This is a genomic window from Paenibacillus baekrokdamisoli, assembly GCF_003945345.1.
GTDB lineage: Bacteria > Bacillota > Bacilli > Paenibacillales > Paenibacillaceae > Paenibacillus_Z > Paenibacillus_Z baekrokdamisoli.
Window position 1 is genome coordinate 3,762,596 of the sequence record NZ_AP019308.1, and the last position, 23,735, is coordinate 3,786,330.

General features: G+C 44.3%; 20 protein-coding genes and 2 pseudogenes. 2 read left to right on the forward strand and 20 right to left on the reverse strand.

Features of this window, described 5'->3' with window-relative positions:
* Nucleotides 1–7: 7 nt before the first annotated feature.
* The 3 genes from EKN16_RS16880 to EKN16_RS16890 form a co-directional block, all read right to left on the reverse strand.
* Entirely contained in the window at nt 8–649 is a 642-nt protein-coding gene (locus EKN16_RS16880; RefSeq protein ID WP_331852351.1) for a chromate transporter, read from the reverse strand.
* Nucleotides 650–969: 320 nt separating this feature from the next.
* Nucleotides 970–1,374, reverse strand: coding sequence for an MFS transporter (locus EKN16_RS16885; protein WP_232015813.1), 405 nt, complete (start codon nt 1,372–1,374; stop codon nt 970–972).
* A gap of 137 nt (nt 1,375–1,511) precedes the next feature.
* Nucleotides 1,512–2,945, reverse strand: a complete 1,434-nt coding sequence (locus tag EKN16_RS16890; RefSeq protein ID WP_125659593.1) for an FAD-binding oxidoreductase — start codon at nt 2,943–2,945, stop codon at nt 1,512–1,514.
* A 308-nt stretch (nt 2,946–3,253) separates the two neighbouring features.
* Here EKN16_RS16890 and EKN16_RS16895 point away from each other — a divergent pair.
* Nucleotides 3,254–3,658, forward strand: a pseudogene (locus EKN16_RS16895) (methylglyoxal synthase); the annotation flags it as partial.
* A gap of 80 nt (nt 3,659–3,738) precedes the next feature.
* Here the strand turns inward: EKN16_RS16895 and EKN16_RS32290 are convergent.
* Nucleotides 3,739–3,930 (reverse strand): hypothetical protein, encoded by a 192-nt coding sequence (locus EKN16_RS32290; RefSeq protein ID WP_232015815.1) that lies wholly within the window; start codon nt 3,928–3,930, stop codon nt 3,739–3,741.
* A gap of 311 nt (nt 3,931–4,241) precedes the next feature.
* Nucleotides 4,242–5,495, reverse strand: coding sequence for an S-layer homology domain-containing protein (locus EKN16_RS16905; protein WP_125659602.1), 1,254 nt, complete (start codon nt 5,493–5,495; stop codon nt 4,242–4,244).
* 60 nt (nt 5,496–5,555) lie between these two features.
* Between EKN16_RS16905 and EKN16_RS32295 the strand changes: the two are divergent.
* A pseudogene (locus EKN16_RS32295) lies at nt 5,556–5,819 on the forward strand (IS4 family transposase); the annotation flags it as partial.
* Between the two features lies 1 nt (nt 5,820).
* Here EKN16_RS32295 and EKN16_RS16910 read toward each other — a convergent pair.
* The 15 genes from EKN16_RS16910 to EKN16_RS16975 form a co-directional block, all read right to left on the reverse strand.
* On the reverse strand, nt 5,821–6,126 hold the full coding sequence (locus EKN16_RS16910; protein WP_125659605.1) for a hypothetical protein: 306 nt from the start codon (nt 6,124–6,126) through the stop codon (nt 5,821–5,823).
* A gap of 29 nt (nt 6,127–6,155) precedes the next feature.
* Entirely contained in the window at nt 6,156–7,421 is a 1,266-nt protein-coding gene (locus tag EKN16_RS16915; protein WP_125659608.1) for an S-layer homology domain-containing protein, read from the reverse strand.
* A 548-nt stretch (nt 7,422–7,969) separates the two neighbouring features.
* On the reverse strand, nt 7,970–8,524 hold the full coding sequence (locus EKN16_RS16920) for a hypothetical protein (RefSeq protein WP_125659611.1): 555 nt from the start codon (nt 8,522–8,524) through the stop codon (nt 7,970–7,972).
* A gap of 19 nt (nt 8,525–8,543) precedes the next feature.
* Nucleotides 8,544–9,776: an S-layer homology domain-containing protein gene (locus EKN16_RS16925; protein ID WP_125659614.1), complete on the reverse strand. Its 1,233-nt coding sequence runs from the start codon at nt 9,774–9,776 to the stop codon at nt 8,544–8,546.
* A gap of 30 nt (nt 9,777–9,806) precedes the next feature.
* Nucleotides 9,807–11,042: an S-layer homology domain-containing protein gene (locus EKN16_RS16930; protein WP_125659618.1), complete on the reverse strand. Its 1,236-nt coding sequence runs from the start codon at nt 11,040–11,042 to the stop codon at nt 9,807–9,809.
* A 30-nt stretch (nt 11,043–11,072) separates the two neighbouring features.
* On the reverse strand, nt 11,073–12,308 hold the full coding sequence (locus EKN16_RS16935) for an S-layer homology domain-containing protein (RefSeq protein WP_125659621.1): 1,236 nt from the start codon (nt 12,306–12,308) through the stop codon (nt 11,073–11,075).
* A gap of 1,031 nt (nt 12,309–13,339) precedes the next feature.
* Entirely contained in the window at nt 13,340–15,319 is a 1,980-nt protein-coding gene (locus EKN16_RS16940; RefSeq protein ID WP_232016548.1) for a glycosyl hydrolase family 28 protein, read from the reverse strand.
* 95 nt (nt 15,320–15,414) lie between these two features.
* Nucleotides 15,415–16,311 carry a carbohydrate ABC transporter permease gene (locus EKN16_RS16945; RefSeq protein WP_125659627.1) on the reverse strand — a complete coding sequence of 299 codons (897 nt, stop codon included), beginning with the start codon at nt 16,309–16,311 and terminating at the stop codon, nt 15,415–15,417.
* Nucleotides 16,312–16,328: 17 nt separating this feature from the next.
* Nucleotides 16,329–17,252: an ABC transporter permease gene (locus tag EKN16_RS16950; RefSeq protein WP_375782076.1), complete on the reverse strand. Its 924-nt coding sequence runs from the start codon at nt 17,250–17,252 to the stop codon at nt 16,329–16,331.
* A 69-nt stretch (nt 17,253–17,321) separates the two neighbouring features.
* A complete protein-coding gene (locus EKN16_RS16955; RefSeq protein ID WP_125659630.1) occupies nt 17,322–19,049 on the reverse strand; it encodes an extracellular solute-binding protein in 1,728 nt (575 codons plus the stop codon).
* A 101-nt stretch (nt 19,050–19,150) separates the two neighbouring features.
* Nucleotides 19,151–20,776, reverse strand: coding sequence for a response regulator (locus EKN16_RS16960; RefSeq protein ID WP_125659633.1), 1,626 nt, complete (start codon nt 20,774–20,776; stop codon nt 19,151–19,153).
* Entirely contained in the window at nt 20,754–22,466 is a 1,713-nt protein-coding gene (locus EKN16_RS16965) for a sensor histidine kinase (protein WP_221226758.1), read from the reverse strand. Before EKN16_RS16965 ends, EKN16_RS16960 begins: the two co-directional genes overlap by 23 nt.
* Nucleotides 22,435–22,656 carry a hypothetical protein gene (locus EKN16_RS32300; protein ID WP_164522836.1) on the reverse strand — a complete coding sequence of 74 codons (222 nt, stop codon included), beginning with the start codon at nt 22,654–22,656 and terminating at the stop codon, nt 22,435–22,437. The genes EKN16_RS16965 and EKN16_RS32300 overlap by 32 nt, the downstream gene beginning before the upstream one ends.
* Nucleotides 22,657–22,665: 9 nt before the next feature.
* Entirely contained in the window at nt 22,666–22,845 is a 180-nt protein-coding gene (locus EKN16_RS33060) for a hypothetical protein (protein WP_125659639.1), read from the reverse strand.
* A 39-nt stretch (nt 22,846–22,884) separates the two neighbouring features.
* Complete coding sequence (locus tag EKN16_RS16975) at nt 22,885–23,649, reverse strand: SDR family NAD(P)-dependent oxidoreductase (RefSeq protein ID WP_125659641.1); 765 nt, start codon at nt 23,647–23,649, stop codon at nt 22,885–22,887.
* Nucleotides 23,650–23,735: the final 86 nt, after the last annotated feature.

Sequence of the window (23,735 nt, forward strand, 5' to 3'; positions counted from 1 at the left end):
CTGTCCTTCAAATATAGTATTCGAGATATAAAAGCTCAGGTTTCTGCTTGTTCATGCCTGCTTTCTCTGTGCGCACCTTGAGACCAATCCATTCTTTTCCTTTCACGAGAATTATCCCCGCTAGCAATCCAGTTACAATGACATATAGAGGGCTAATATTTCCGAATAACAAAACGAGCAGTGCAATGATCGATATGGATGTTGTCGTCGCATCAAAAACAGATGTTTGTGCCATTCGATAAGCTGCCAGCAAGATAAGGGCTGTGACGGCACTGTGCACGCCTTTCAAGGCCGCCTCCACCTTCGGGTTATCTTGAAAAAATAAATAAAACAGACTTAATATAATGACGATAAGGAAAGTTGGCAACGTCACACCCACCACCGCCGCAATAGCCCCTGACACGCCAGCCTTCCGAAAACCAACAAAAGCAGCCGCGTTTACACCAACTCCACCTGGAGCTGTACCAGCGAGGGACACCATATCCACTAAATCTTTTTCTTCCATCCATTGTTTCTTGTCTACAACCTCACGCTCGATCGAAGGCATCATCGCGTAACCACCGCCAAAGGTTGAAGGCCCTATTCGAAAAAACACCCAAAATAGCTGCGCGAGCATCGTAAGCTGTTTCTTCTGAAACCATTTCATCATACCGCCACCTTTCACTCACTACCTCAATTTTACCACCTTAATTTCATTTTGAAATAAACTTTTGTGATTTCGGGCTATTATTTTAATTGATAGCCTTTTTAATTTCTATTAATAAGAAACTCACGCCGTTTTTTTGTGGTTTTCCTATAAGGTAACTCGAGATTATCTCATTTTAAATTTAACTATATGTATTGATCAGGTTATTGAATCCCGGAAACGAGAAAAATCCAGTCAGATCAATGGTTTGATCTGACTGGCTTTAAAACTTAGCTTCATATAAACGATACAAAAGTAAACGATACAAAAGTCACCGTCACGCTTCAACCTGTCCGATGCCGCCACACGGCCCAAGAACTGATCGCGTAGAGCAAGGCGCTCGCATAGAAAAGTGCATTGATCGTTAACCAGTCTATCAGGTACCCTCCGATTATGACGGCAAAACCTGAGGCAATCGACGTCCAGAACTGGTAGTTTGCAATGACGGGTCCACGCGCTCCCGGCTGACTGCCATCGGCAAGCAGCAGACGCTCCCCCATTTTTTGCATGGCGCTGCATGTACCCATCAGGAGCTGGAGTACGATTACCCAGAAGTAGGATGTTACCCAAGGAAATGCCAGCATAGCCACCGTCATGCCGAGTGAACTCAATACAAGGACTTGCGGACCTAGCCGATCAAGTCTTGGCCCCAGCCACTGGGACACAAGTGCAGAGCTAACCGTGAACACGGCAAAAGCGAGCCCGTATTTAGATAGAGTAACTATTTCCGAGATTTTTGAGAAACAGCAGGTAATACGGATAAATCATGCCGGCCGCCAGCGTCACGATACTTTGAGAACGGATGAGCCACTTGATCTCCATACATTTAGTCCCCTTTGTATTGTTCATAGAAATAGTTCATGAAAAGATGTCCTGGATCATATTCGTCCTTTTTCGTGAAAAACGCTTTGTTTTCCGGATACACTTCCCTAAACTGTTCCATTGTCGGATAGGCCGCATAGGGCAAATAATACGTGCCGTGATGCCGGATGACTTGGTCGATAATGCGCTGTATTCCTTGCTTAGTCGCTGCCTGACCCGAATTAGAAAGCGGCACGTTAAACAAGCAGACAAGTGCGAACATATCCTCCCTCGCGTACGACAAAGCAGCTTCTTGATCGCGATTGACATACCGGACCGTAATATTTAGCAGGTTCAAATGTTCTTGAGGCAGAAGCATCTTCAAATCCTCAACGAAACTAGCGAACTCCCCCACCGGGATAAAATATTCCTGAAGCAAGTCGTTCTTACCCGCCTCATGATATTCCATGAATTCGGAATCGGAACGCATCGCATTATTGCGGCTAATAATGGTATTCCGCTGCTTGACGAAGTAGCTTTTTTGCAAAGACCACAGAGCATTCTTACCCCAATCGAAATTCCGGTTCAAGTTAAATAGCAGCTTGAGCGGGACTACCCAATCCTCTCGCGTTTTCAACTTGTTATGGGCGGAAAGCGGAATGCTTTTATCGACACGGTAATTGATGGCGTACATATCGGAGAGATATCCTTCAGTCGCTACGGAAATACGAGCGATGTGCAAGTGGATGTCAGGGTCACCTTGTACCTTTTTGCGGAAATAGTCTGCATAGGAGTTGACGTTGGTTTCTTCTGTCAAGATTCGATAGACCTCATCTTCCGTCAGAGTCAGTGTGACGTCCAAGATGATACCGAACAGCCCATATCCGCCCAAGGCCAGCGGGAACAAATCTGCATTCTCTGTACGGCTGACTTCTCGAATCTGACCGTCCGCAGTAAGCAGACGAAACGACTCTACGCTTTTGATTAGAGAGCCATTGCGGATATCCCGACCATGAGCATTAACACTTATAGACCCGCCTATTGTAAAAACATTTTGCGACTGCATCATTTTAACGGATAATCCGTATGGGTTAACTGCGTCCTGCACATCCTTCCAGGTTGCCCCAGCTTGCACGCGGATCTTTCTCGCCTGCGGGTCCACGGATAAGATTTTATTAAAAGAAGTCATATCGACGACTATGCCGTCTTTGTAGTAAGTATGGCCACCCTGGCTATGCCGCTGACCCGCGATGGAAACAGTAAGATTCTTTACCTTGGCTTCGTGCAGCAGTGTCACTAACTGCTCCTCTTCCCTGCCAGGGATGATCCGTTCTATCTTAACTGGATGGAGTCGGCTGTAATCGGTAATTAGGAAAGGATCCTGATCTGGGGAAGAATTCTGTATATATTGGAACATACATATGGCGGCGAGCATTATTATGGCGATTCCCTTTTTCATAACAGGCTCTCCAGTCACGTATTTAATAGGATTCGTAAGCCCTTCATTGACCTTGCTCTAATTACGAGATTCGACACATAGCGGTAGGATCCTCCAAATCTTTTCATAAATTCTAGCGCTGCGATGCAATCTTCAGAGGCTGGATTTCATCAGCATCACTCTAAAATTCGACTTATGTTATATACATGTAATAAAAAAGACGCGTAATAACAGTGTTTTGATTAAAATAGTCATAATCATTGTTTTTTCGATCGCTTCATGATATATTTATGTCATAAAACATAACATATTGCTGAGGGGGAGTATGGATGAACGTTGCTTTTGTCGCACACGATGGTAAAAAAGAGGAACTAATTAATTTTGTGATTGCTTATGAGCAGCTGTTCCAAGATCATGCGTTATTCGGTACGGGAACGACAGGCACACTACTTATGGCCAATACGGGGCTTGACATCTGCCGGTTCAAATCTGGTCCACTCGGAGGTGACCAACAGATTGGGGCGATGGTCGCTCGTAACGAAATCGATCTACTCATCTTCTTCCGCGACCCCCTTGTCTCCCAGCCCCATGAGCCAGATATTACTGCCCTTCTCCGCCTATGTGACGTATACGGTATACCAGTGGCTACCAACATGGCCACTGCGGAATTGCTCATCCAAGCCTTGCACCGGGGAGACTTCCACTGGAGGGAGATCATCTCGCAGAATCGTCCCGTGTATCTGACTGAAAGAAAGATGAAGGCATCCCACTCCGAATCGCAAGACGTTCTTCCGTCCATAACCGCAATTAACAATTAGTCGGCCAAAAAAGAGAAGCCCTGATGAATTGAATTCCGTCGAGGGCTTTGATTGCTAAGCGGTAGAATCCCATTCTCATTCTTCAGTAAAACCACGCCCATACTCTCTGTGGCTGTTGTCCGTGCCAGTTGGCGGTGCTCATCTGGATAGTTTGCTTCCTTATTAGCATGGAATACAGCTTGGACCATTGGCAAACCGCTCTTTCCCACGAAACACTTCTCGCCAGATCGAACAGTTCCTGGCGGAAAGAACGATCCAAAAGCGTTGGAAACAGGCAGTTCTCAACTGCCTGTTTCAATTCAGGTGTATTTCCATCTAATCTGAAAACAAACTCTCGGATATTCTTAATACTATCGTGATCTGGTATCTCTGGGTCCAGCCGGGGATACAGTTGCGGGATCGGGGTCGCGAATCTGTATAGCAGCATTCGCCTTTCCTGATGGGATAATCGGCAGAACTAACGATAACGTCAAAATAAGATAAAATAACTTTTTCATGATTACTCTACTTTAAGGGAAGCGTAGGTCCCCGTTCCAGTTACTATATCCATATAATTATCTTTAACATATGCGCTACGTACCCAGACCCTAGTAGTTTTTCCTCCGGGCATGATATCCCCAAAAGTGATATATTTACCTTCTGATTTAGAATATCCAGTCTGACGAAGTGAAGAATATCCGTATTTTCCAGCAAGGGTAAACGTTCCCGTTCCAATCACCCAATCCAATGCACTAACGAATGACATACTATTAGTTACCGTCTTTTTTGGGGTAATGCTGATGTCCGTATAGATACGATAATAGTCGTCAACCACATCTCCAGGTTCTGCAAACATATCAGCATAGATCCCACGATTCTTCACGCCAGGAGAAGCATCAACATAAATCATACGATGAAGCACTAGAGACCCAATATGATTCTTAGCATCAATTGGAGTGCGCATAATACGATCCAAAGTTAAATCTTTTCCATTGTAATTTCCCCACGTAACCTTCTTAGAAATGCTAAGAACATTAGTACCCGTCAACCCAACTTCCCGAAGTTCATTAAGGTCACGATAGGAATTAGCAGCCTTTGTTTGAATGCTCTCATATCGCATCAGGATAGCTGCTACTTCGGCGCGTGTCGTTGTCTTACCGGTTCCAAACGTGCCATCCGGATAACCACTCATCAAACCAGTTCCAAGTGCAACAGATACAATCGGATAATCCAACTTATTAAGTCCACCTTTGTAATATTCAGCTACAGGAACAAGGGTATCCGCTGTATCTTTAAGGGCCTGTCCGTAGTCAGCATCATGCGCCGCCAATCCATATACCATCCATTTAGCCATTTCTGTACGTGTCAGTTTTCGGGTTGGTTTAAAGCCATTTGGAAAATCACTAGGCTTGAAAAAACCTAATGCTGCAGCACGATTCACCTCATCCTTGCTCCAGTGGCCGACTAAATCCGGAAACTCTCCATTAACTTGATTTTCCGTGTTAATCGATACGCGGGAAAGAACAGCTGCCAATTCAGCTCGTGTTACGGGTGCATCGGGCTTAAACAGGCCATTTCCCACACCTTTCAGATATCCTTTTGACACGGCGTAATCGATCGAAGATTTCGCCCAAAAATTGGCTTTTACGTCAAGAAATCTATCTGCACTTTTAGTTGTTGCTTCAGCATGAGAAGAATTTGAACTCGCAAATATACTAACCATAATCGAACCAAGAACAACCAAACTAACTACTAAGCCTGAATATCGTTTCATTTTAAATGCCCCCGAATTAATAGTTTATATTTATAACTTCAAGTTTTGATTCAACCTCTATCTGGTTACATCCTACTCGCATGGCAACATCGACAAAGCACGGACAATCGCACGCTGGGCGGCTTATTTCATTTGCTATGCGATGAAGTAAGCCAATTAGATTGGGAGGTTGCTCGGAAGCAACTCATCGACTTGATTGAGGATGTTGCTAAAACAGCCAATAAGAAGATCACAGCACTCATTCAAACACAACTCCACCAATGGATTGCTGGTTTGCCCAGCTATATCAAGGGTTATCTGCCTATTTTAGGCTGCAAAAGTTGAGTTATTCATAATTAAGTACGGCTGCCACTTGGGTCTTAGCCGGGTATGGATCGTAACAACCACCGACATTTCGTGCTATCACTTGGGAATTATTAAGTTGAGCAATCCAATCGTTACTATCTCTTTGAAACCATTTAGTTATTGGAAACACGTCATCGTCAGCTTTAACTCTTTTTCTAACGGTTTGCATCTTTGCTGGGCCTGCAGGAGAAATAACCGGTGATGGTGGATATTTAGTCGCATTATCTGACGGCTTACTAAAAACAATATCGATAGGAAATATTGCAATTAATAATACAAGAATCATAAAGACTGTTGGTGATTTTTTAAATATCCTCATATTTTCTTCGATTCCCTAGGAATTGAAATAATCGTTGTGAAACCACCATCTATAGTATAAATATCACCTTCAATGGAATTAGATTTCGGATCATTGTTTCTTTTAATCCAATAACCAACCCAGAAGGTTGATTCTATTCCTTTCTTAAAAATAGATGGATACCATTCAGGTTCAATTGAAAGAATACCGTACTTTCGCTGTGCTTCTGGGGCTCTAATACCCATAGAGGATGCAATATTAAGACTTGAACCATTTACAAATGTGTTTTCTTCCAACTTGTCTACGTTAGGTGTAAAGGAAACTTCACTAAAAGTGTAGAAATACTCATCGCTTCCTGTTACTGTTTTATCAACAAACAAAGGAGCATAGACACCTTTCATTTGTTTTGATTTATTATAGTCTACGACTACCATTCGTTTTAGCTTCAACGTGCCAATGTTATTACGTGTAGAAATTTTCTTATTCAAAATATTCGTGAATTTCTTCACTGGATCAATGACATACGGCGTAATGATTTCCAGATTGGTTCCTTGGGTAGCGAGTGCGCGCATTTCATTCAGATCCCGATAGGAATTAGCAGCCTTTGTTTGAATGCTCTCATATCGCATCAGGATAGCTGCTACTTCAGCGCGTGTGGTAGTTTTACCGGTTCCAAATGTTCCATCCGGATATCCAGTCATTAAGCCCGTACCGAGTGCAACAGACACAATCGGATAATCCAACTTATTAAGTCCACCTTTGTAATATTCAGCTACAGGAACAAGGGTATCCGCTGTATCTTTGAGGGCCTGTCCGAAGTCAGCATCATGCGCCGCCAATCCATGTACCATCCATTTAGCCATTTCTGTACGTGTCAGTTTTTGGGTTGGTTTAAAGCCATTTGGAAAATCAATAGGCTTAAAAAAACCTAATGCTGCAGCACGATTCACTTCATCTTTGCTCCAGTGGCCGGCTAAATCCGGAAACTCTCCATTGACTTGATTTTCCGTATTAATCGATACGCGGGAAAGAACAGCTGCCAATTCAGCTCGTGTTACGGGTGCATCGGGCTTAAACAGGCCATTTCCCACACCTTTCAGATATCCTTTCGACACGGCGTAATCGATCGAAGATTTCGCCCAAAAATTGGATTTTACGTCAAAAAAGCTACCTGCACTTTTAGTTGTTGCTTCAGCATGAGAAGAATTTGAACTTGCAAAAATACTAACCATAATCGAACCAAGAACAACCAAACTAACTACTAAGCCTGAATATCGTTTCATTTAAATGCCCCCAAATTAATAGTTTACTTTTATAAATTCAAGTTTTGATTCAACCGCTACCTGAGATGTTCGGCTATTCTTTTCTATAAGGGAATGATACCCAGCCAGTGCAGAGGATTCCATTTAACTCGTACAATTATCGGAATTTGGATTCGATATTGTTAATCATTACCTATCAATAACTCTAAGTCTCCATAACGATTTCTTCTGATAGAAGCGAGCGATATCCCTCATCTACATCATCTACAAGTTAACTCTATTTGCTTTCTCATCCATTTTTTAAAATTATCTGCATGCAAAAAAACTTACTCCTGCTCAATGACAAGTAAGCTTAAGCCTTCGTAGTCTATTAAGTTTTTTCAGGTTATTAGTTCCCACTATTTTTTGTCCCAATCATCAAGTTCAAACTTTAGTTGTTCAAATTGTTTGTTTGATTCAATAGTATTTAACACCGTAATTGCAGACATACTATTGTCCCCTTCAGTAGTGTCAATACCACTGTTTACTTTGGAGTCTCGAAAATGGCTGGTATATGTTGAATGATGGGTTTATTCGGAATCGAGTAGCCCCCCACTAATAAAGATGGCTTCTCCCCGAGGGGAGAAGATTATCTGAGATGCTGACCGATGCGATCCGGGAAGAAGACGGAAAGCTGGAGAAGCATTTGTGCCCTCAAAAGTGTAGTTATAATCCATATCTTTCCACGTATCAGGTGAACCGTCGGAAGTCCATGTTCCATTTAAACTTTTCCAAATAGCGTAGCTAAAGTTAGCAACAAAATAATAACGATTTGGATTAGAACTGTCTTGAGTAGTTGCTAGAGTGCCGGCATACACAATATTGGAGAATAAAGTACGCGTAATCTTTTTTCCAGTACCTGAATCTTCATTAATCGCCTTTGTCTTAAGTGTACTCGGTTTAGCAAAAAAAGATTTATAGCCATCGGTAATATCATCTTTTGAAGCTAATTCATATTGAATTTCCTTAGCGGGAAAGGTTTGCTCGGCTGCCGCGAAGGCAACGCTACTCCTGATAGGATATACTTGTGTAACAAGCGATATCATCATACAAAATACTATGATCCGACATAGTAGCCTTTTCAACAGATGTTCCTCCTAACCATTAATAAGGAATATCAGGATTATACTTGGGTCCATCAACGGATAACAACTGGTTACTTACATATCCGGCGCTAGAGTATGCTGGTATATAGATTTTAAAAGTTATTCCCCCATATTGGATCCAGCCTTTCTTGGGAATAATCATGGCTGGCAAATCACCAACTTTTTTCTTATAAAGAAGTGCGGGCATATTTAGAGAAGTACCCTTGAAAAATGCATCTAAATCGGGAGAATCCAAACCATTCAGATCGAACGGAATATAGGATTTTTGAGAAAACATTTTCGTATCTTTGTTATAAACTACGTGCGTCTTGGCATACAGGACATAGCTTTGCTTCCACTTATTGACCATTAAATCATCTCGATTATCATTATTAAACCATTTAAGTGTATTAATATTAGGCAATAATTTACGATTGGGGTCCTTCGGGTCTTCGAGATCTATCGCAATTAACGCATCTAATTGCCCTCGATATTTGTTATTCTTCGAATTGATAATCATTTTATCTTTGCGCCATAATTCTTCTATCGTTTTTCCTTGATATTGATTAGCAGCCGTTACTAGAATCTCTGGCATAACCGTGAATATATTCGTTCCATGCCACATAATCTCAGCATTGCCGACCGCATATTTATCTACGGGCAACTTTGCTCCACTCTTAACTGCCAAAATCCGGTTAATAATCGTTACCGCTTGCGCCCTTGTAGTTGTTTCCCCTTCGCCGAGCCTGCCATCACCTAGACCCGTTATTAGACCCTTTTTCGTTGCTAGATACATCCATCTCAAATCATCGGTGGTCGAGTCTCCTATTCCTCTTACAGCAATGCGAGACATTTGTTTACGATTAATAAAGGCATCCCAATTCGCATCTTTAAAGTCCGATGTTACCGTAAGTTTGGCCTCTGCAGCAGCAGTTGAATAAACCGTATACCAGGAGCCAGTCGTATATTCTCCGACCGGTAGGTGAAGAGCAGTAACCACCATTTTAATAAACTCGGCTCTTGATACATTCACATCTGGCTTGAAGGTGCCATCTGGATAACCTGATACATACCCTTCCTTAACGGCTTCTGCAATACTGGATTTTGCCCAGTGATTAGCTTTTACATCCGTAAAGCTACCTGTAGTTATCGTTAACGGCTCAGCATGAGAATTGTCTGAGCTTACAACAGTACCAGCAATAATTGAACTAAGAACAACCAAACTAGCAAGTAAGCTGGAATATCGTTTCATTATAAGTTCCTCCAAATTATAGTTATCACATTAATAAGGAATATCAGGCTTATATTTGGGGCCATCAACGCTTAACAACTCGTTATCAACAAAACCTGCGTTAGAATATGCAGGTATATAAATTGTAAAAGATATTTTCCCATACTGAATCCACCCTTTTTTGGGTATGATCATGGCTGGAAAATCACCATCTTGTTTACTGTAAATTGAAGTCGGCATATTTAGTGAAGTACCCTTGTAAAAGGCAGCTTCATCAGGGGAGTCCATACCACTTACCATAAACGGTATATAAGATAATTGAGAAAACATTTTCGTATCTTTGTTGTAAACCACATGAGTCTTGGAGTATAGGACATAACTTTGTTTCCACTTGCTAACCATCAAATCATGCCGATTAGGATCATTATTAAACCACTTGAGTGTATTTATATTAGGCAATAATTTACGATTGGGGTCTTTCGGGTCTTCCAGATCTATCGCAATTAACGCATCTAGTTGCCCTCGATATTTGTTATTCTTCGAATTGATAATCATTTTATCTTTGCGCCATAATTCTTCTATCGTTTTTCCTTGATATTGATTAGCAGCCGTTACTAGAATCTCTGGCATAACCGTGAATATATTCGTTCCATGCCACACAATCTCAGCATTGCCGACCGCATATTTATCTACGGGCAACTTTGCTCCACTCTTAACTGCCAAGATCCGGTTAATAATCGTAACCGCTTGCGCCCTTGTCGTTGTTTCCCCTTCGCCAAGCCTGCCATCACCTAGACCCGTTATTAGACCCTTTTTCGTTGCTAGATACATCCATCTCAAATCATCGGTGGTCGAGTCTCCTATTCCTCTTACAGCAATGCGAGACATTTGTTTACGATTAATGAAGGCATCCCAATTCGTATCTTTAAAGTCCGATGTTACCGTAAGCTTGGCCTCTGCAGCAGCAGTTGAATAAACCGTATACCAGGAGCCGGTCGTATATTCTCCGACCGGTAGGTGAAGAGCAGTAACCACCATTTTAATAAACTCGGCTCTTGATACATTCACATCTGGCTTGAAGGTGCCATCTGGATAACCTGATACATACCCTTCCTTAACGGCTTCTGCAATACTGGATTTTGCCCAGTGATTAGCTTTTACATCTGCAAAGCTGCCTGTAGCTATAGGTAACGGCTCAGCATGAGAATTGTCTGAGCTTGCAACAGTACCAGCAATAATTGAACTAAGAACAACCAAACTAGCAAGTAAGCTGGAATATCGTTTCATTATAAGTTCCTCCAAATTATAGTTATCACATTAATAAGGAATATCAGGCTTATATTTAGGGCCATCAACTGATAACAACTGATTACTCACATATCCCGCGTTAGAATATGCAGGTATATAAATTGTAAAAGATATTTTCCCATATTGAATCCACCCTTTTTTGGGTATGATCATCGCTGGCAAATCACCAACTTGCTTCATATAGATATGAGCCTGCTTATTTAGTGAGATACCCTTGTAATAGGCATCTTCATCAGGAGGATCCATACCACTTACCATAAACGGTATATAAGATAATTGAGAAAACATTTTCGTATCTTTGTTGTAAACCACATGCGTCTTGGAGTACAGAACATAGCTTTGTTTCCATTTGCTAATCATCAAATCATGCCGATTAGGATCATTATTAAACCACTTGAGTGTATTAATATCAGGTAATAATTTGCGATTGGGATCCTTCGGGTCTTCGAGATCTATCGCAATTAACGCATCTAATTGCCATCGATATTTGTTATTCTTTGAATTGATAATCATTTTATCTTTGCGCCATAGTTCTTCTATCGTTTTTCCTTGATATTGATTAGCAGCCGTTACTAGAATCTCTGGCATAACCGTGAATATATTCGTTCCATGCCACATAATCTCAGCATTGCCGACCGCATATTTATCTACGGGCAACTTTGCTCCACTCTTAACTGCAAAGATCCGGTTAATAATCGTAACCGCTTGCGCCCTTGTAGTTGTTTCCCCTTCGCCAAGCCTGCCATCACCTAAACCCGTTATTAGACCCTTTTTCGTTGCTAGATACATCCATCTCAAATCATCGGTGGTCGAGTCTCCTATTCCTCTTACAGCAATGCGAGACATTTGTTTACGATTAATGAAGGCATCCCAATTCGTATCTTTAAAGTCCGATGTTACCGTAAGCTTGGCCTCTGCAGCTGCTGCCGCATAAACCGTATACCAGGAGCCGGTCGTATATTCTCCGACCGGTAGGTGAAGAGCAGTAACCACCATTTTAATAAACTCGGCTCTTGATACATTCGCATCTGGCTTGAAGGTGCCATCTGGATAACCTGATACATACCCTTCCTTAACGGCTTGTGCAATACTGGATTTTGCCCAGTGATTAGCTTTTACATCCGTAAAGCTACCTGTAGTTATCGTTAACGGCTCAGCATGAGAATTGTCTGAGCTTGCAACAGTACCAGCAATAATTGAACTAAGAACAACCAAACTAGCAAGTAAGCTGGAATATCGTTTCATTATAAGTTCCTCCAAATTATAGTTATCACATTAAAAATCTGCTCAATCACACTCTACAGATTCTGACAAGGCTTCGGGAAGTATCCCGCAGCAGCAGCTTCTTTTTCATTTGCGAACTTTTCAATTACAGTATCGGGATAATTACAAGTCTCGCGGTAAGCGGCTCCCTTTTGACCATGATGTCATTGTCTTTAAAATAAACGACCTCCCCAACTCAGGGCAGGGAGGCCGTTGACTAACTATTACTTATGGCTGAGTAAAGACAATTCCCGAATCGAATTATTTTTATCACGAATTACTGAGGAGAGAATAGACACGGTCGACATTGCTAAAGGTGGTAGTAAAATAGTCATCCATGCAAAAGTCTGATCTTCTGTATGCACCTTTTATCACCACTATATGTAATTTTTTTCATTAAGAATGAAAATTCGACGTATAACGGCAAAATCCTCCAAATTATTTTAAAAATTATTCCTTATAACCCAGAATAAAAATAAACAATAGAATAACAACAGACAGCAGAAATCCCGATAGCATTGTGCTACCGGGATTTCTCGTTTACTTGACAGGCGGAAGAATCGAAGCATCTCAAATTGGGATTATCCCCGCCTGCTTGTCAAAGATATTGCCGAACAAGCGAAAATAGCTTGACTAAATAATCGATCGGATCATATGAGCGGCAGGCGCCTTTGAACGATCTTCCACAGGAGATATGGTTCCTTCTCCGGCTGCCTGGGGCACATTCAACAAAACGATCGGAACCCAAATATACCAACATGCTCAAAATTCAAAAAGCCAAATTTTTATTGAAAAGCACGAATCGATCCGTACAAGAAATCTCTAAAAACGTCGGCATCTCGGACACTTTTATTTCAGCAAGCTTTTTAAACAATACGAGAAGATCAGTCCTACCGTATTCCGTGAACGCATGACCCCATCCTGATATCGGGCAGGCACATGTATGTCTATCCCTTTACGGCGCCACCGATCAAACTTTTGGGCTTATCCATCTTGGTTGGCCTCATTAGGTTCTATTTAAACTTTATATCCCCATAATGCCCCTTGAAATCTATATACTGTTCCATGTTTTTAACAGACAATAACGTATCATTAATTTTAAAATTCTTAAACAAAATTCCCCGCACATTATGGATTTCGTCAACACCATAAATTAGAGATTTGCGTGGAAGCTTACCGTGGTAGGTGATGTCATTAAAGGAGATGTTGCTTACAGAACCCGGTGAAATTCCAGCAGCCATCTCATCTGTCTTGATTTGAAAGAGCATAGAATCTTCCGGAGCTTCAAACTCATCGATATGAATATTTTTAAAAGCAATATTGCTTATTTTGTTGCCGCCTGTTGCCCAGATTTGAATGGCACCGTTATATTTATTCAGATCCCACACGCCTCGCTGATTCAAGATATAGATGTTTTCAAAGTTAACCTTATCGATAGAGGCGCCTGGGGTGTTACCCAAGCCCAGCAATATGGGGCGGGCATTATCTGCCCAGAAGATGGAGTCCTTCACCGTTATATTTGAAGTCTCTCCATAATGATAAATGACAAAGTTATCGTCCGTTGTTCTAATAAATACGCCTGAAACACTGGCGTTTTTGCTGCCGGAGAGGTGGATGCCATCAGCATTAACCATAGAACCGAAGAAATTTATGTTTTTGATCGACGTTTGGTCAGTAAAGTTCATAACAACCGACCACATGGGATAATCGATCAGTGTAATGCCTTCCAACGATGAATTTGTACCTTTAGTAATCCATATCGCTCCGCTTCGTCCCTCTGCGTAATTTCTAGGCCGCAAAAGATCTCCCCCATACATGATACCGCGGCCCCTGATTGCGATATTGCTCTGGTCATCTGCAGAAATTGACCCTTTGACAACCGAACCTGGCGCCAAGTAAACAGTCGTGCCGCTTTGACTTATATAAAACGCTTCTCCCGCATGCCAATTGCCATAGCCAGTAGAAGAGATATATGAAGTGGATTCGTTGCCATCAACCACATTTAAGTAACCGGGGAAAGCTCCTCTTACCGCTTTTCCCTTTGCAATATTTGTTGAATCGTCCCCCTTTTTATAGAGCCTGAATTCGCTTGCTATAGATGTCATTACATAATTACTTGATCCGGTATTACCCAATAGGACAAGCTTTACAAATCTTGCCTTGACGTTGCTTAATATATCGGTGACTGTTCCTTCCGTTTTGTTCTCGTATCCATCATATATTTGTACATACGGGTCGCCCGCTTTCTCCTTGGCCTCAATAATGAAACGCTGCGGTCCTTTTGCAAACCATTGAGAGTTGGTTGGCAGCTGCACCAAATCAAACTTTTCCAGTTGAATGGTATCCTCAAGGTCAAGCTCAACCCACATGCCCTTAGGCAACTCATGCTCGCCTGGCGTAAAATAATACGTATTTTTCCCGGCTGGCAAATAAAGCGGGATAGGGTCTCCGGGATTTACTACATAAACGTTCGCGGCGTCCTGTAAAGGAGCATTGTTCTCAGGCGTGTTTGAAAGGATGTGCAAGTTGCCCTCGCTCCAGCTGCCATTCACCATTATAGTAGGCTTTAAAGGGGCCTTGCCATTCTGTGTGAGCGAAAAGATTAATGTATTTCCCCCAGTTTTTCTGGCATCTATTCCATAAGCTGAAGGGCGTATTTCATAATCGTTTATTTCCCCTATATTATAGGTCACCTTAAACTCAACTGTACCCGTAAAGTCAACGTTCACCATAGCCGCATCCGTAGGCACGTCTTGCTCCTTCTGCTCGCCGTTCTTTACGTTGTATACATAAAGCCCCTTCCAGACTTTCTTCCCTTTCTCACGTATCCATACCGAAAAGCTATTATTTTTTTCTTTCCAGTCGGGAGTTTCCCAAGTAACGATTTTTGAGGAGATCTCCTTATCCTTATTTTCCAGGTTCACAGCATTCGCCTCCCCATTACTTAATAAGGTTGCCATCAAAAACAACACAAGCAGTACCTTCATCTTCATCACAAATCATTCCTCCCAATATAATGTAATTATTCCACGCACAATGATTGAAGCGCTTACAATATTGAATGTTTTAAAAGCTTCATACCGGCAGCCTATCCTTTCACGCTGCCGAGCACGATGCCCTTCATGAAATATTTTTGCAGAAAAGGGTAGAGAACGAGCACAGGCAGTGCAGCCAGAAAAATTTGCGAAGCTTTGGTTGTACGGTCGGATACCTCCGCCAGTGCTTTCATATCGTCCGCGGTCAGATTTCCCCCAGCGGTGAATAGCTCCGTACTCACAACAAGTGTCTGCAGATAGGTCTGCAGCGGATAATTCGTCGGCGAGTTCATATAGATCAGGCCGTCGAACCAGGAATTCCACTGACCTACGCATGTAAACAGCAGAATTGTCGCCAGTGCAGGCATTGATATCGGAACCATCATTTTCCACAGCAGCTGCCAGTGGGTACAGCCGTCAACAAGTGCAGCCTCCTGAATTTCCTTCGGTGTACCACGAAAGAAATTGAGCAGCAGCACAATGTTAAACACCGCCACAGCACCTGGAAATACAAGTGCCCAGACAGTATCGAGCATATGGTAGTTTCGAATGACCATGTAAGTAGGAATTAATCCCCCGCTAAACAGGATTGTCACAAAGAAAAACCACACATAAAAGGTTCGCATGGGAAAGTCCGTCCGTTCCTTTGACAGCGGATAAGCGGAGATAATGACCACCAATAAACTGATGATCGTTCCCAAGACAACCCGCTGAATGGAGACTAGAAGTGACTGCAAAAATTCCGGTTTGGACAGCGCGTATTTGTAGGAGCTCAGTGTAAAATCAACCGGCCACAGCTTGACTGCCCCCGCCGTTGCCGCCGAGCTTGAGCTAAAGGACAGAGCCAGTATGTTAATGAGAGGAAGCAAGCAAACAACGGCTAAGGCAATCAGAAATACATTATTGCAAATAAGAAAAACTCTTCGTCCAAGTGAAACATTGAAGTCCATGACTGCCTCTCCTTTCCTTAAAAAATACGGTAACCGGCTAATCGATAAGCCAGCCAGTACGATGCTCCTACAAAAATCAAAGAGACCACCGATTTGAACAGGCCGACAGCTGTCGCAACCGCATATTGGGCATCGATAAGGCCAAGCCGATAGACGAAGGTGTCCAGAATATCCCCTGTCCGATAGACAAGCGGGTTATAAAGATTGAACACTTGGTCGAAGCCTGCATTCAGCACTCCGCCAAGGCCCAGCGTCGCCAGCAGTACAATGATCGGCAGCATGCCCGGCAGTGTCACATGCATCGTCTGCTTCCATCTGCCCGCCCCATCCATTATGGCTGCTTCGTATAAGGTCGGATTGATGCTGGTAAGTGCAGCCAGATAAACAATTGTGCCAAACCCGAATTCCTTCCACACGTCCGTGACGACCAGCACATAAGGGAACAGCTTATCATTGCCGAGAAAAAATAACGGTTTCATTCCAAACCAGCTCATCACCTCATTCAGCAGTCCATGTGAAGGTGAGAGAATATCGATCAGAATCCCGCCCAGAATGACCCACGAGAGGAAATGCGGCAAATAAACAAGCGTCTGTACCGATCGCTTAATCGATGATTTCCGCACTTCATTAAGCAGCAAAGCCGTTACAATCGGTGCAATTTGACCGAAGATGATTTTCAGAAACGCAATAAAAATCGTGTTCCATAACACCTGGCCAATTCCGGGCATCTGAAGCATAAATTCAAAATTATCCCATCCCACCCATTTGGAATCGAAGAAGCCTTTGGCGGGAATGAAATTCTGGAAGGCAATGACGATTCCTGCCATCGGGATATAATGAAACATAATCAACAATACGATTCCGGGCACCAGCATCAGATGCAGAGGGAGATGCTTCTTCCAAGGTCTTCTTTTGACGGTCGCCGCTTGCATCGTTATCATTCCTTTCTATGCTGATGGAGTAAGGAGGGAAGCAAGCAAATCGAGTCCCGCTTCCTCTCCATTCTCTGGCTATTGTTTAGCCTTATACCATTCGTTGACCTCAGCAGTAATCGCATCCCCGCCAAATTTCTTCCAATCGGCAACAAACTTATCGAACTCGCCTATATCCGATTGCCCCATAATAATCTTCGTGAACACTTCCAGCTTCATCTTATCCAGCGTGCTTTTCTTCGCGGTCATCGTGGGCGTGCTCGGTCCCGAATATTCGTCAACCAGGTACTTGTTATCCTTCACATAGTCGCTGACTACATTCATGCCGCCTCCAGGTCCAGCCCATTTATAAGAAGACCAGGCCTGCCCTTCCTCGTTGCTGTCTGCAAATTTGCCCGACAACCACAGCTGGTAGAGATCATAATGATGCTTTACATCGGCAATCGGATTATCCACATACTTCCCGGCATCAACCGATGCCTGAACGCCTCGGTGAATATTAATCAGCTCCAGCGGATCACTTATGATGACAGCTGCAAATGCTGATACATTAATTTCCTTATTCTCTCCGCCGTACCAATAAGCGTCCAGACGTCCTTCCGGACCATACTGCTTCTCTACCGCAAAATTAAGCAGCTTCACGAGCGCCTCCGGATGCTCGAAGCCTTTGCGAACGACATAATAGTTCCCGACCGGAATGCCGCCTGAGGTGCTGGCTGGCTTGTCGTCAAAGGAAATCAGCGGATACGGCTTCCAATCCGACTTTTCCTTCTTGTAGTGATCCGTCAGCGGCCACCACACGGCGCCCTCGCCTGAGTAGAACATGCCCGTTTTGTTGGAGGCAATCAGCTCGTAAGCTTTAGCCTGATCCTTGACCGCAAACTCCGAATCGATAAGACCTGCTTTGAACATTTCCTGCAGCTTCTGCAGCGCCGGCTTGAGTCCCGGCTGTATATCCCCGTAGACGAGCTGACCGGAATCGTCCTTGACCCAGCGGCCCGGATAAGCATGGAAGCTTTCGAAGAAGCCCATCAAGGAATTCAAATCCTTATTGATTCCACCCAGCCCTATCGTGTCCTTCTGCTTGTTGCCATCAGGATCTTGATTGGCAAAGGCCTCGGCGATATGATATACGTCCTCCATCGTCTTGGGCTCTGACAAATTAAGCTTCTTCAACCAATCCTGCCTGATCCACAGCATCTGCGCCCCGGTACCCGTGAAGGTAACGCCAGGCAGCGCAAGCAGTTTTCCTTCGAAGGTTGAGGCCTTCATTCCGTTGCCACCATCATTAGTAATGATCCGCTTCGTTTTATCCGAAGCATATTTCTCGAATACGTCCGTCATGTCCTCGACCATATCGGCATCGACCAGGCGCTTCAGCTCATTGGCCGACACCGTCAAAATATCTGGAATATCACCGGATGCAATGGTGACATTCATTTTTTGCTGCCACTGGGTCTGCGGAACACTCCACTTATTGGTCAGCTTAATGCCAAGATCCTCCGCATAGGAGCGGTACCAGATATTGTTGTCTATGCTGTCGCCCTTCTCGAACTTGATGGATGGCGGGAGCGACCTTACGGTTGTCACTTCAATCGCAGGCTCGTATTTGCCCATCGGGTCAGCGGCGGCTGGCTTGTCTCCCGTATTCCCTGTGCCCTTGCTGTCTCCTTTGTTTGCAGTGTTTTCTTTCTTACCCGTGTTCCCATTAGCTCCGTTATTCGTATTGCTGCTGCATGCTGTCATAAAAAGAAGCATTACCGCTGCGGCGAATATCAGATATCGCTTCAAGCTTGCTTGTTGCATGTTCAATCCCCCTTATGTTGTAAACGCTATCACTTGCTTGAATCAAGTATAAGCCCGTTACATTGACTTACGTAACAGGCCATTTCTTTACTTCTTCTTATCTATTTTTTACATCGTTCTTCGAGCGCCCGGTAATCCTGGGGTGTATGACCGCTTGCTTTCTTGAAGAACCTTGTAAAATGGGGCGGTGAAATAAAGCCAAGCGCGGCACTGATTTCATGAATTTTCAGATCCGGTTGAAACAGCATCTTCATGGCTTCCTTCAGCTTCGTCTCATGGATGTAGGCGAGCACATTCGTGCCCGTTACCTTTTTGAAAGCCCTGGATAAATAAGAGGGATTCCATTGTACTACCTCGGATAAACGCACCAAAGAGAGATCTTCGCCCAGGTGATCGTGAATATAACTCTTCACGAGATCGATTGTCCGATCGCGGCGTTCCGCCTGATCCTGCTGCTGCAGTTCAAAGATCGTGATCGCCAGCCGGTAATAATAATCTATCCATGACGCCGGATCAAGCTGAACACCTGAAGGCTGCATTAAAACCGACAAATCGGTGCGAGCCGATAGACGCTCCTGCAAATTGAACCGATGGATATGGCGCAGGAAAACGAGCGAAAGCGCAGAATAAACCGATTCGAGCCGCACAGGCTCGGCTGTGATACGCTTCCAGACGGAATCGAAGGCTTCCGCCTGGCCGGTGGCTAGATATTCGCCCAACAGATCCGTTTTGCGCAGCATCTTCGTCCGAGAGAGCTCCGTCTCATCGAATTCGACCTGAACAACCCCGTTCCGCTCACCAGATTGACGATGATATTCATGCTCCAGCATAGCCCAGCGGTCGGCGATGTCTTCCCATTCGCAAGGCGATCGGTCCAGCAAACAGAACAACGAAATATCGAAGGAGCGCAGACAGGCTGCCTCCGCATTCTCCGCATATTCCCGGACAGCTAGCAGAATACCACTCCATGAAGCAGGCTCTTCCGATTGTTCTTCCGGATGGCTCGCTGCTGGTTGTATGAACCAGACCATTGTGTCCTTGTCGACAAATATATACTTCATATGCAGGTGGGAATAACCGTATTGCTCATCGATCACCTTCATCCCCGCATGCAGCTGCGCCTTGCCGGCCTGCCGCGTTCCGAAATCGCCCCCCATTAGCTTGGCCATCATGAGGAGGACTGGACGCTTCGGATCCAGCGGAATACGCAGCTCCTCGAATTGGTCGGACCTGTCCAGCGTATCGGACGCTTCACCATAGAGAAGTTCGCTTAACAGCTCGTTCTGCAGCAGCGGCAGCGTCTGCTCCATCTGCTGCATCGCCTTGGCCATAAGTCCTTCGATCTGCTGTTCTCCAGCTATATCCTCAGCCAGTTTGCCGATCGTCTCCAAAATCGTCTCATGGTCCTCGGTCTTAAGCAGATAGCTGGTATTGTCATAATGTATAGCCTCGTACACATAATCAAATTCACTATACCCCGTCAGAAAGACAACCTTGCACCTTGGCCACAGACTGCGAATATGCTTATGAAGCTCCAGTCCGCTTAGAACGGGCATCCGAATATCGGTCATTACAATGTCGAACTTCCCCCTCCTTAACCATTCGAGTGCCGTCTTCCCAGAATAGGCCTTGTATAATTCGAACTCGAACGGAAAACGTTCCTGCAGAAGTGTGTGGAGACCGTCCGCAATATCGGGCTCGTCATCAACGATTAACAATCGAAGCATACTCCTTATCCCCCTTCCATATGGCCAACCTTACTTCCAATCCTCCGAGACGGCTGCGCCCCACGCCTATTCCGCCTCTATCCCCGTATTTCATGCGCAACCGTCGATGAATGTTCAGAAGGCCGGTCGTTTCAATCATGCTTTCATCCGTTCTCAGCAGCCGCTCCAGCGCCTCCAGTCGTTCCTGATCCAAAAGTGGGCCGTTGTCTTCCACCCGAATCAGCAGACAATCTTCCTCCTCCTCGAACGAAATGGACAGAAGCCCGCCTTCCTCCATATGGTCAAACACATGCTCGAAAGCATTTTCGATTAACGGCTGAAGGATAAGACGCGGCACCATAACCGCCCGGTAAGAGGCCGGCACCTCGCCGCACTGGGCCTTCATTCGCAATCGAAAGCGCCGTCCCTGAATTTCCGCATAAATCGTGGCGTGTTTGGCCTCCTCATAAAGCGGAACCTCATCTGAGGAATTGCGGGTAATATACCGTAAATAGTTGCCCATTTGCGAAGCGAACTGCTTGGCGTTGTCATGATCCTCTACTGCAATCATGTTATACAGAGTAAAATAGCTGTTATATAGAAAATGAGGATTAATTTGTGACTGGAGCTGCTTGAGCTCAGCTCGTTGAACTAATATTTTGTGCGTATATACCTGTTCAATCAATTCCCGCATATAGCGAGACATTTTATTAAAGCCCTGGAGCAAATAACCGAACTCGCTGCGGCTGTTCTCAGTGACCGTCACGTCCAGCTCGCCCTTCTCCATCTTCCTGAACGCCCGCAGAAGTGCCAACAGCGGCCGATGAATCATTCGGTACAGGGAAAGGCACAGCACAATAATAAAGAAGAGAAACACCGCTATTAATACCCAGAACAGCTGCTGGTAATGATGCAGATTGTTGAACAGATGTTTCTCAGGAACGTAATGAATAAGCGAGAAACCGAGTAGTTGCGAGAAACGGGAGGATACGAGTACACGGTCATCTCCTTTCCCCACACTGCTGATATTCTCGAATGCATTAGGCACACCCGATTTATATTGATCGATGTATCGGTCTAAATATGGATTCTCGTAATGATGAGTGCGAATGATAAACTCACCGTTCGGATCGCTTAGAACGGAGCCGCTGTTCTCGCTGCTTTCGAGGGCGGAAAGTGACCTGCTCAGCTCATTCGGAGAGAGCTCCACAATAATGGAATACAGCGCATTTTCCCCTTCGTACAGACCGCGCACCTCATGAACGAGCACAATATACGGGATATGGTGAAGGAAATATATCGCTTTTCCCGGACTCTTCCTAGCGAGCTCACTGGTAGCATTGAATTGGTCCTGTACCATCGCGCCCGTTCCCTGCATAGCGGATACCGTGCGGTTGATGGAGGGAATATGAACGGACACATCCGAAATATATACGCTGCTGTTTTTCAGTGCAAACAGCCTATCCTGCACCATTAGAATGGCCTGGCTTTTGTCATAGTTGTTCATATAGTCGGGAATAACCGCCAGCTTGTTCAAAGACTCATCGTTAATCAATTCAAACTGCAGCAGTTGAATCCGTTCGACTTCCTTCTCCATCGCACGTATATTCGCTTCAACCCGAGACTCCATCGAGTTGGATATTTCCCGACGCAGCGATTCCCTCCCCCCGGAGTAGAAGTTATTCCCAATCAAGATGATCGGTATCAGCATCAAAGTCAGTATTAAGGCGAAACGAAACAACAACGAGCTCTTCATCCTGCCAAGCCCTGTACGGATAAATACCACCTCCATTTTCGCCAAGATTGCCATGAAGCGGCAGCTTGGACTCGTTTTTCTCTTTCCACTCGGGCGTTTTCCTAGTAACGATTATTGAAGAGAGCTCCTTGTTATGCGGGTTCACCGCATACACCTACTCATTATTTAGAAGATTGCCCTCAAAAGCAACAAAAACAATAGATTCATCGTAAGCCATTCCTTGCGCTTTCAACATTGCCCCCCAGATTCGTCTTTCGCCTTCTTGGGCTTCCGAAGCATGAGTCCAAGCACGCAGCAAAAGTCCCGATAGCATTGTGCTACCGGGACTTCGCATTTACTATAAATTGTCCGAACGACGGCTCAGCAGCCCCTGCTAATGCATGACCCATCCTCCATCAACATTAAGTGATTGCCCAGTTAACGAATCGCTATCTGCAGAAGCCAAGAATACAAATGCTCCTTCGATATCCGACCCCGTTATCCTCCGCTTGATAGACTGTTCTTTCAGTAGATACTCAGTCCCTTGCTGCTGCGCCTCGATAGAACCGACCTTTTCGAGCTCAACCTCCGTAAGGATCGCACCTGGTATAATGCAGTTCACAGTAATTCCGTGCTCACCTATTTCTCTGGCCAGAGCACGGGTCAACCCAACTACTGCCCCTTTAGAGGCAATATAGTGCGGGAAGCCTTTCTGTCCAGTTAAAAATGTAATCGAAGAAACATTGATGATTTTCCCATAGCCTTGCGCCTTCATATAAGGAAATACCAGCTGCGCTCCAATAAACTGTGACTTCACATTAACATTCATTACATGGTCCCAGTCGTCCATACTAATTTCAAGCCAGTTTTTCCTAGGATCTATGCCAGCATTATTTACTAGGATATCCACTGTTCCATATTGCTTCACCGTTTCTTCAACCATGGTTTGAAATTCAGCCTGCTTCGAAACATCTGCATAACAGGCAAAGGCTGTCCCCCCGTTAGCTATAATCTCATTGACGACATTTTCTGCTAACTGCGGACTGTCCAAATAGTTGACTACCACCTTTGCGCCTTCCAGCGCATAACGAAGCGCAATGGCTTTGCCAATGGATCGCGAAGCCCCCGTAATAATAGCCACTTTTCCCTCAAGTCTCATAGCCAAATCTCCCTTTTCCCTATTAACTCGTAGACCCGCCTTTTTCCAAAGCTGATAGAGCGAAAACCTTCGTTTGTAACAAAAAA

Coding starts and splice junctions, on each gene's coding strand:
- EKN16_RS16930 (WP_125659618.1), bottom strand. CDS start 11,042: ATGAAACGATATTCCAGCTTACTTGCTAGTTTGGTTGTTCTTAGTTCA.
- EKN16_RS16940 (WP_232016548.1), bottom strand. CDS start 15,319: ATGAAGATGAAGGTACTGCTTGTGTTGTTTTTGATGGCAACCTTATTA.
- EKN16_RS33060 (WP_125659639.1), bottom strand. CDS start 22,845: ATGCGAAGTCCCGGTAGCACAATGCTATCGGGACTTTTGCTGCGTGCT.
- EKN16_RS16960 (WP_125659633.1), bottom strand. CDS start 20,776: ATGCTTCGATTGTTAATCGTTGATGACGAGCCCGATATTGCGGACGGT.
- EKN16_RS16915 (WP_125659608.1), bottom strand. CDS start 7,421: ATGAAACGATATTCAGGCTTAGTAGTTAGTTTGGTTGTTCTTGGTTCG.
- EKN16_RS16925 (WP_125659614.1), bottom strand. CDS start 9,776: ATGAAACGATATTCCAGCTTACTTGCTAGTTTGGTTGTTCTTAGTTCA.
- EKN16_RS16905 (WP_125659602.1), bottom strand. CDS start 5,495: ATGAAACGATATTCAGGCTTAGTAGTTAGTTTGGTTGTTCTTGGTTCG.
- EKN16_RS16975 (WP_125659641.1), bottom strand. CDS start 23,649: ATGAGACTTGAGGGAAAAGTGGCTATTATTACGGGGGCTTCGCGATCC.
- EKN16_RS16890 (WP_125659593.1), bottom strand. CDS start 2,945: ATGAAAAAGGGAATCGCCATAATAATGCTCGCCGCCATATGTATGTTC.
- EKN16_RS16945 (WP_125659627.1), bottom strand. CDS start 16,311: ATGGACTTCAATGTTTCACTTGGACGAAGAGTTTTTCTTATTTGCAAT.
- EKN16_RS32290 (WP_232015815.1), bottom strand. CDS start 3,930: ATGGTCCAAGCTGTATTCCATGCTAATAAGGAAGCAAACTATCCAGAT.
- EKN16_RS16910 (WP_125659605.1), bottom strand. CDS start 6,126: ATGATTCTTGTATTATTAATTGCAATATTTCCTATCGATATTGTTTTT.
- EKN16_RS16965 (WP_221226758.1), bottom strand. CDS start 22,466: ATGCTGATACCGATCATCTTGATTGGGAATAACTTCTACTCCGGGGGG.
- EKN16_RS16950 (WP_375782076.1), bottom strand. CDS start 17,252: ATGATAACGATGCAAGCGGCGACCGTCAAAAGAAGACCTTGGAAGAAG.
- EKN16_RS16880 (WP_331852351.1), bottom strand. CDS start 649: ATGATGAAATGGTTTCAGAAGAAACAGCTTACGATGCTCGCGCAGCTA.
- EKN16_RS16935 (WP_125659621.1), bottom strand. CDS start 12,308: ATGAAACGATATTCCAGCTTACTTGCTAGTTTGGTTGTTCTTAGTTCA.
- EKN16_RS16955 (WP_125659630.1), bottom strand. CDS start 19,049: ATGCAACAAGCAAGCTTGAAGCGATATCTGATATTCGCCGCAGCGGTA.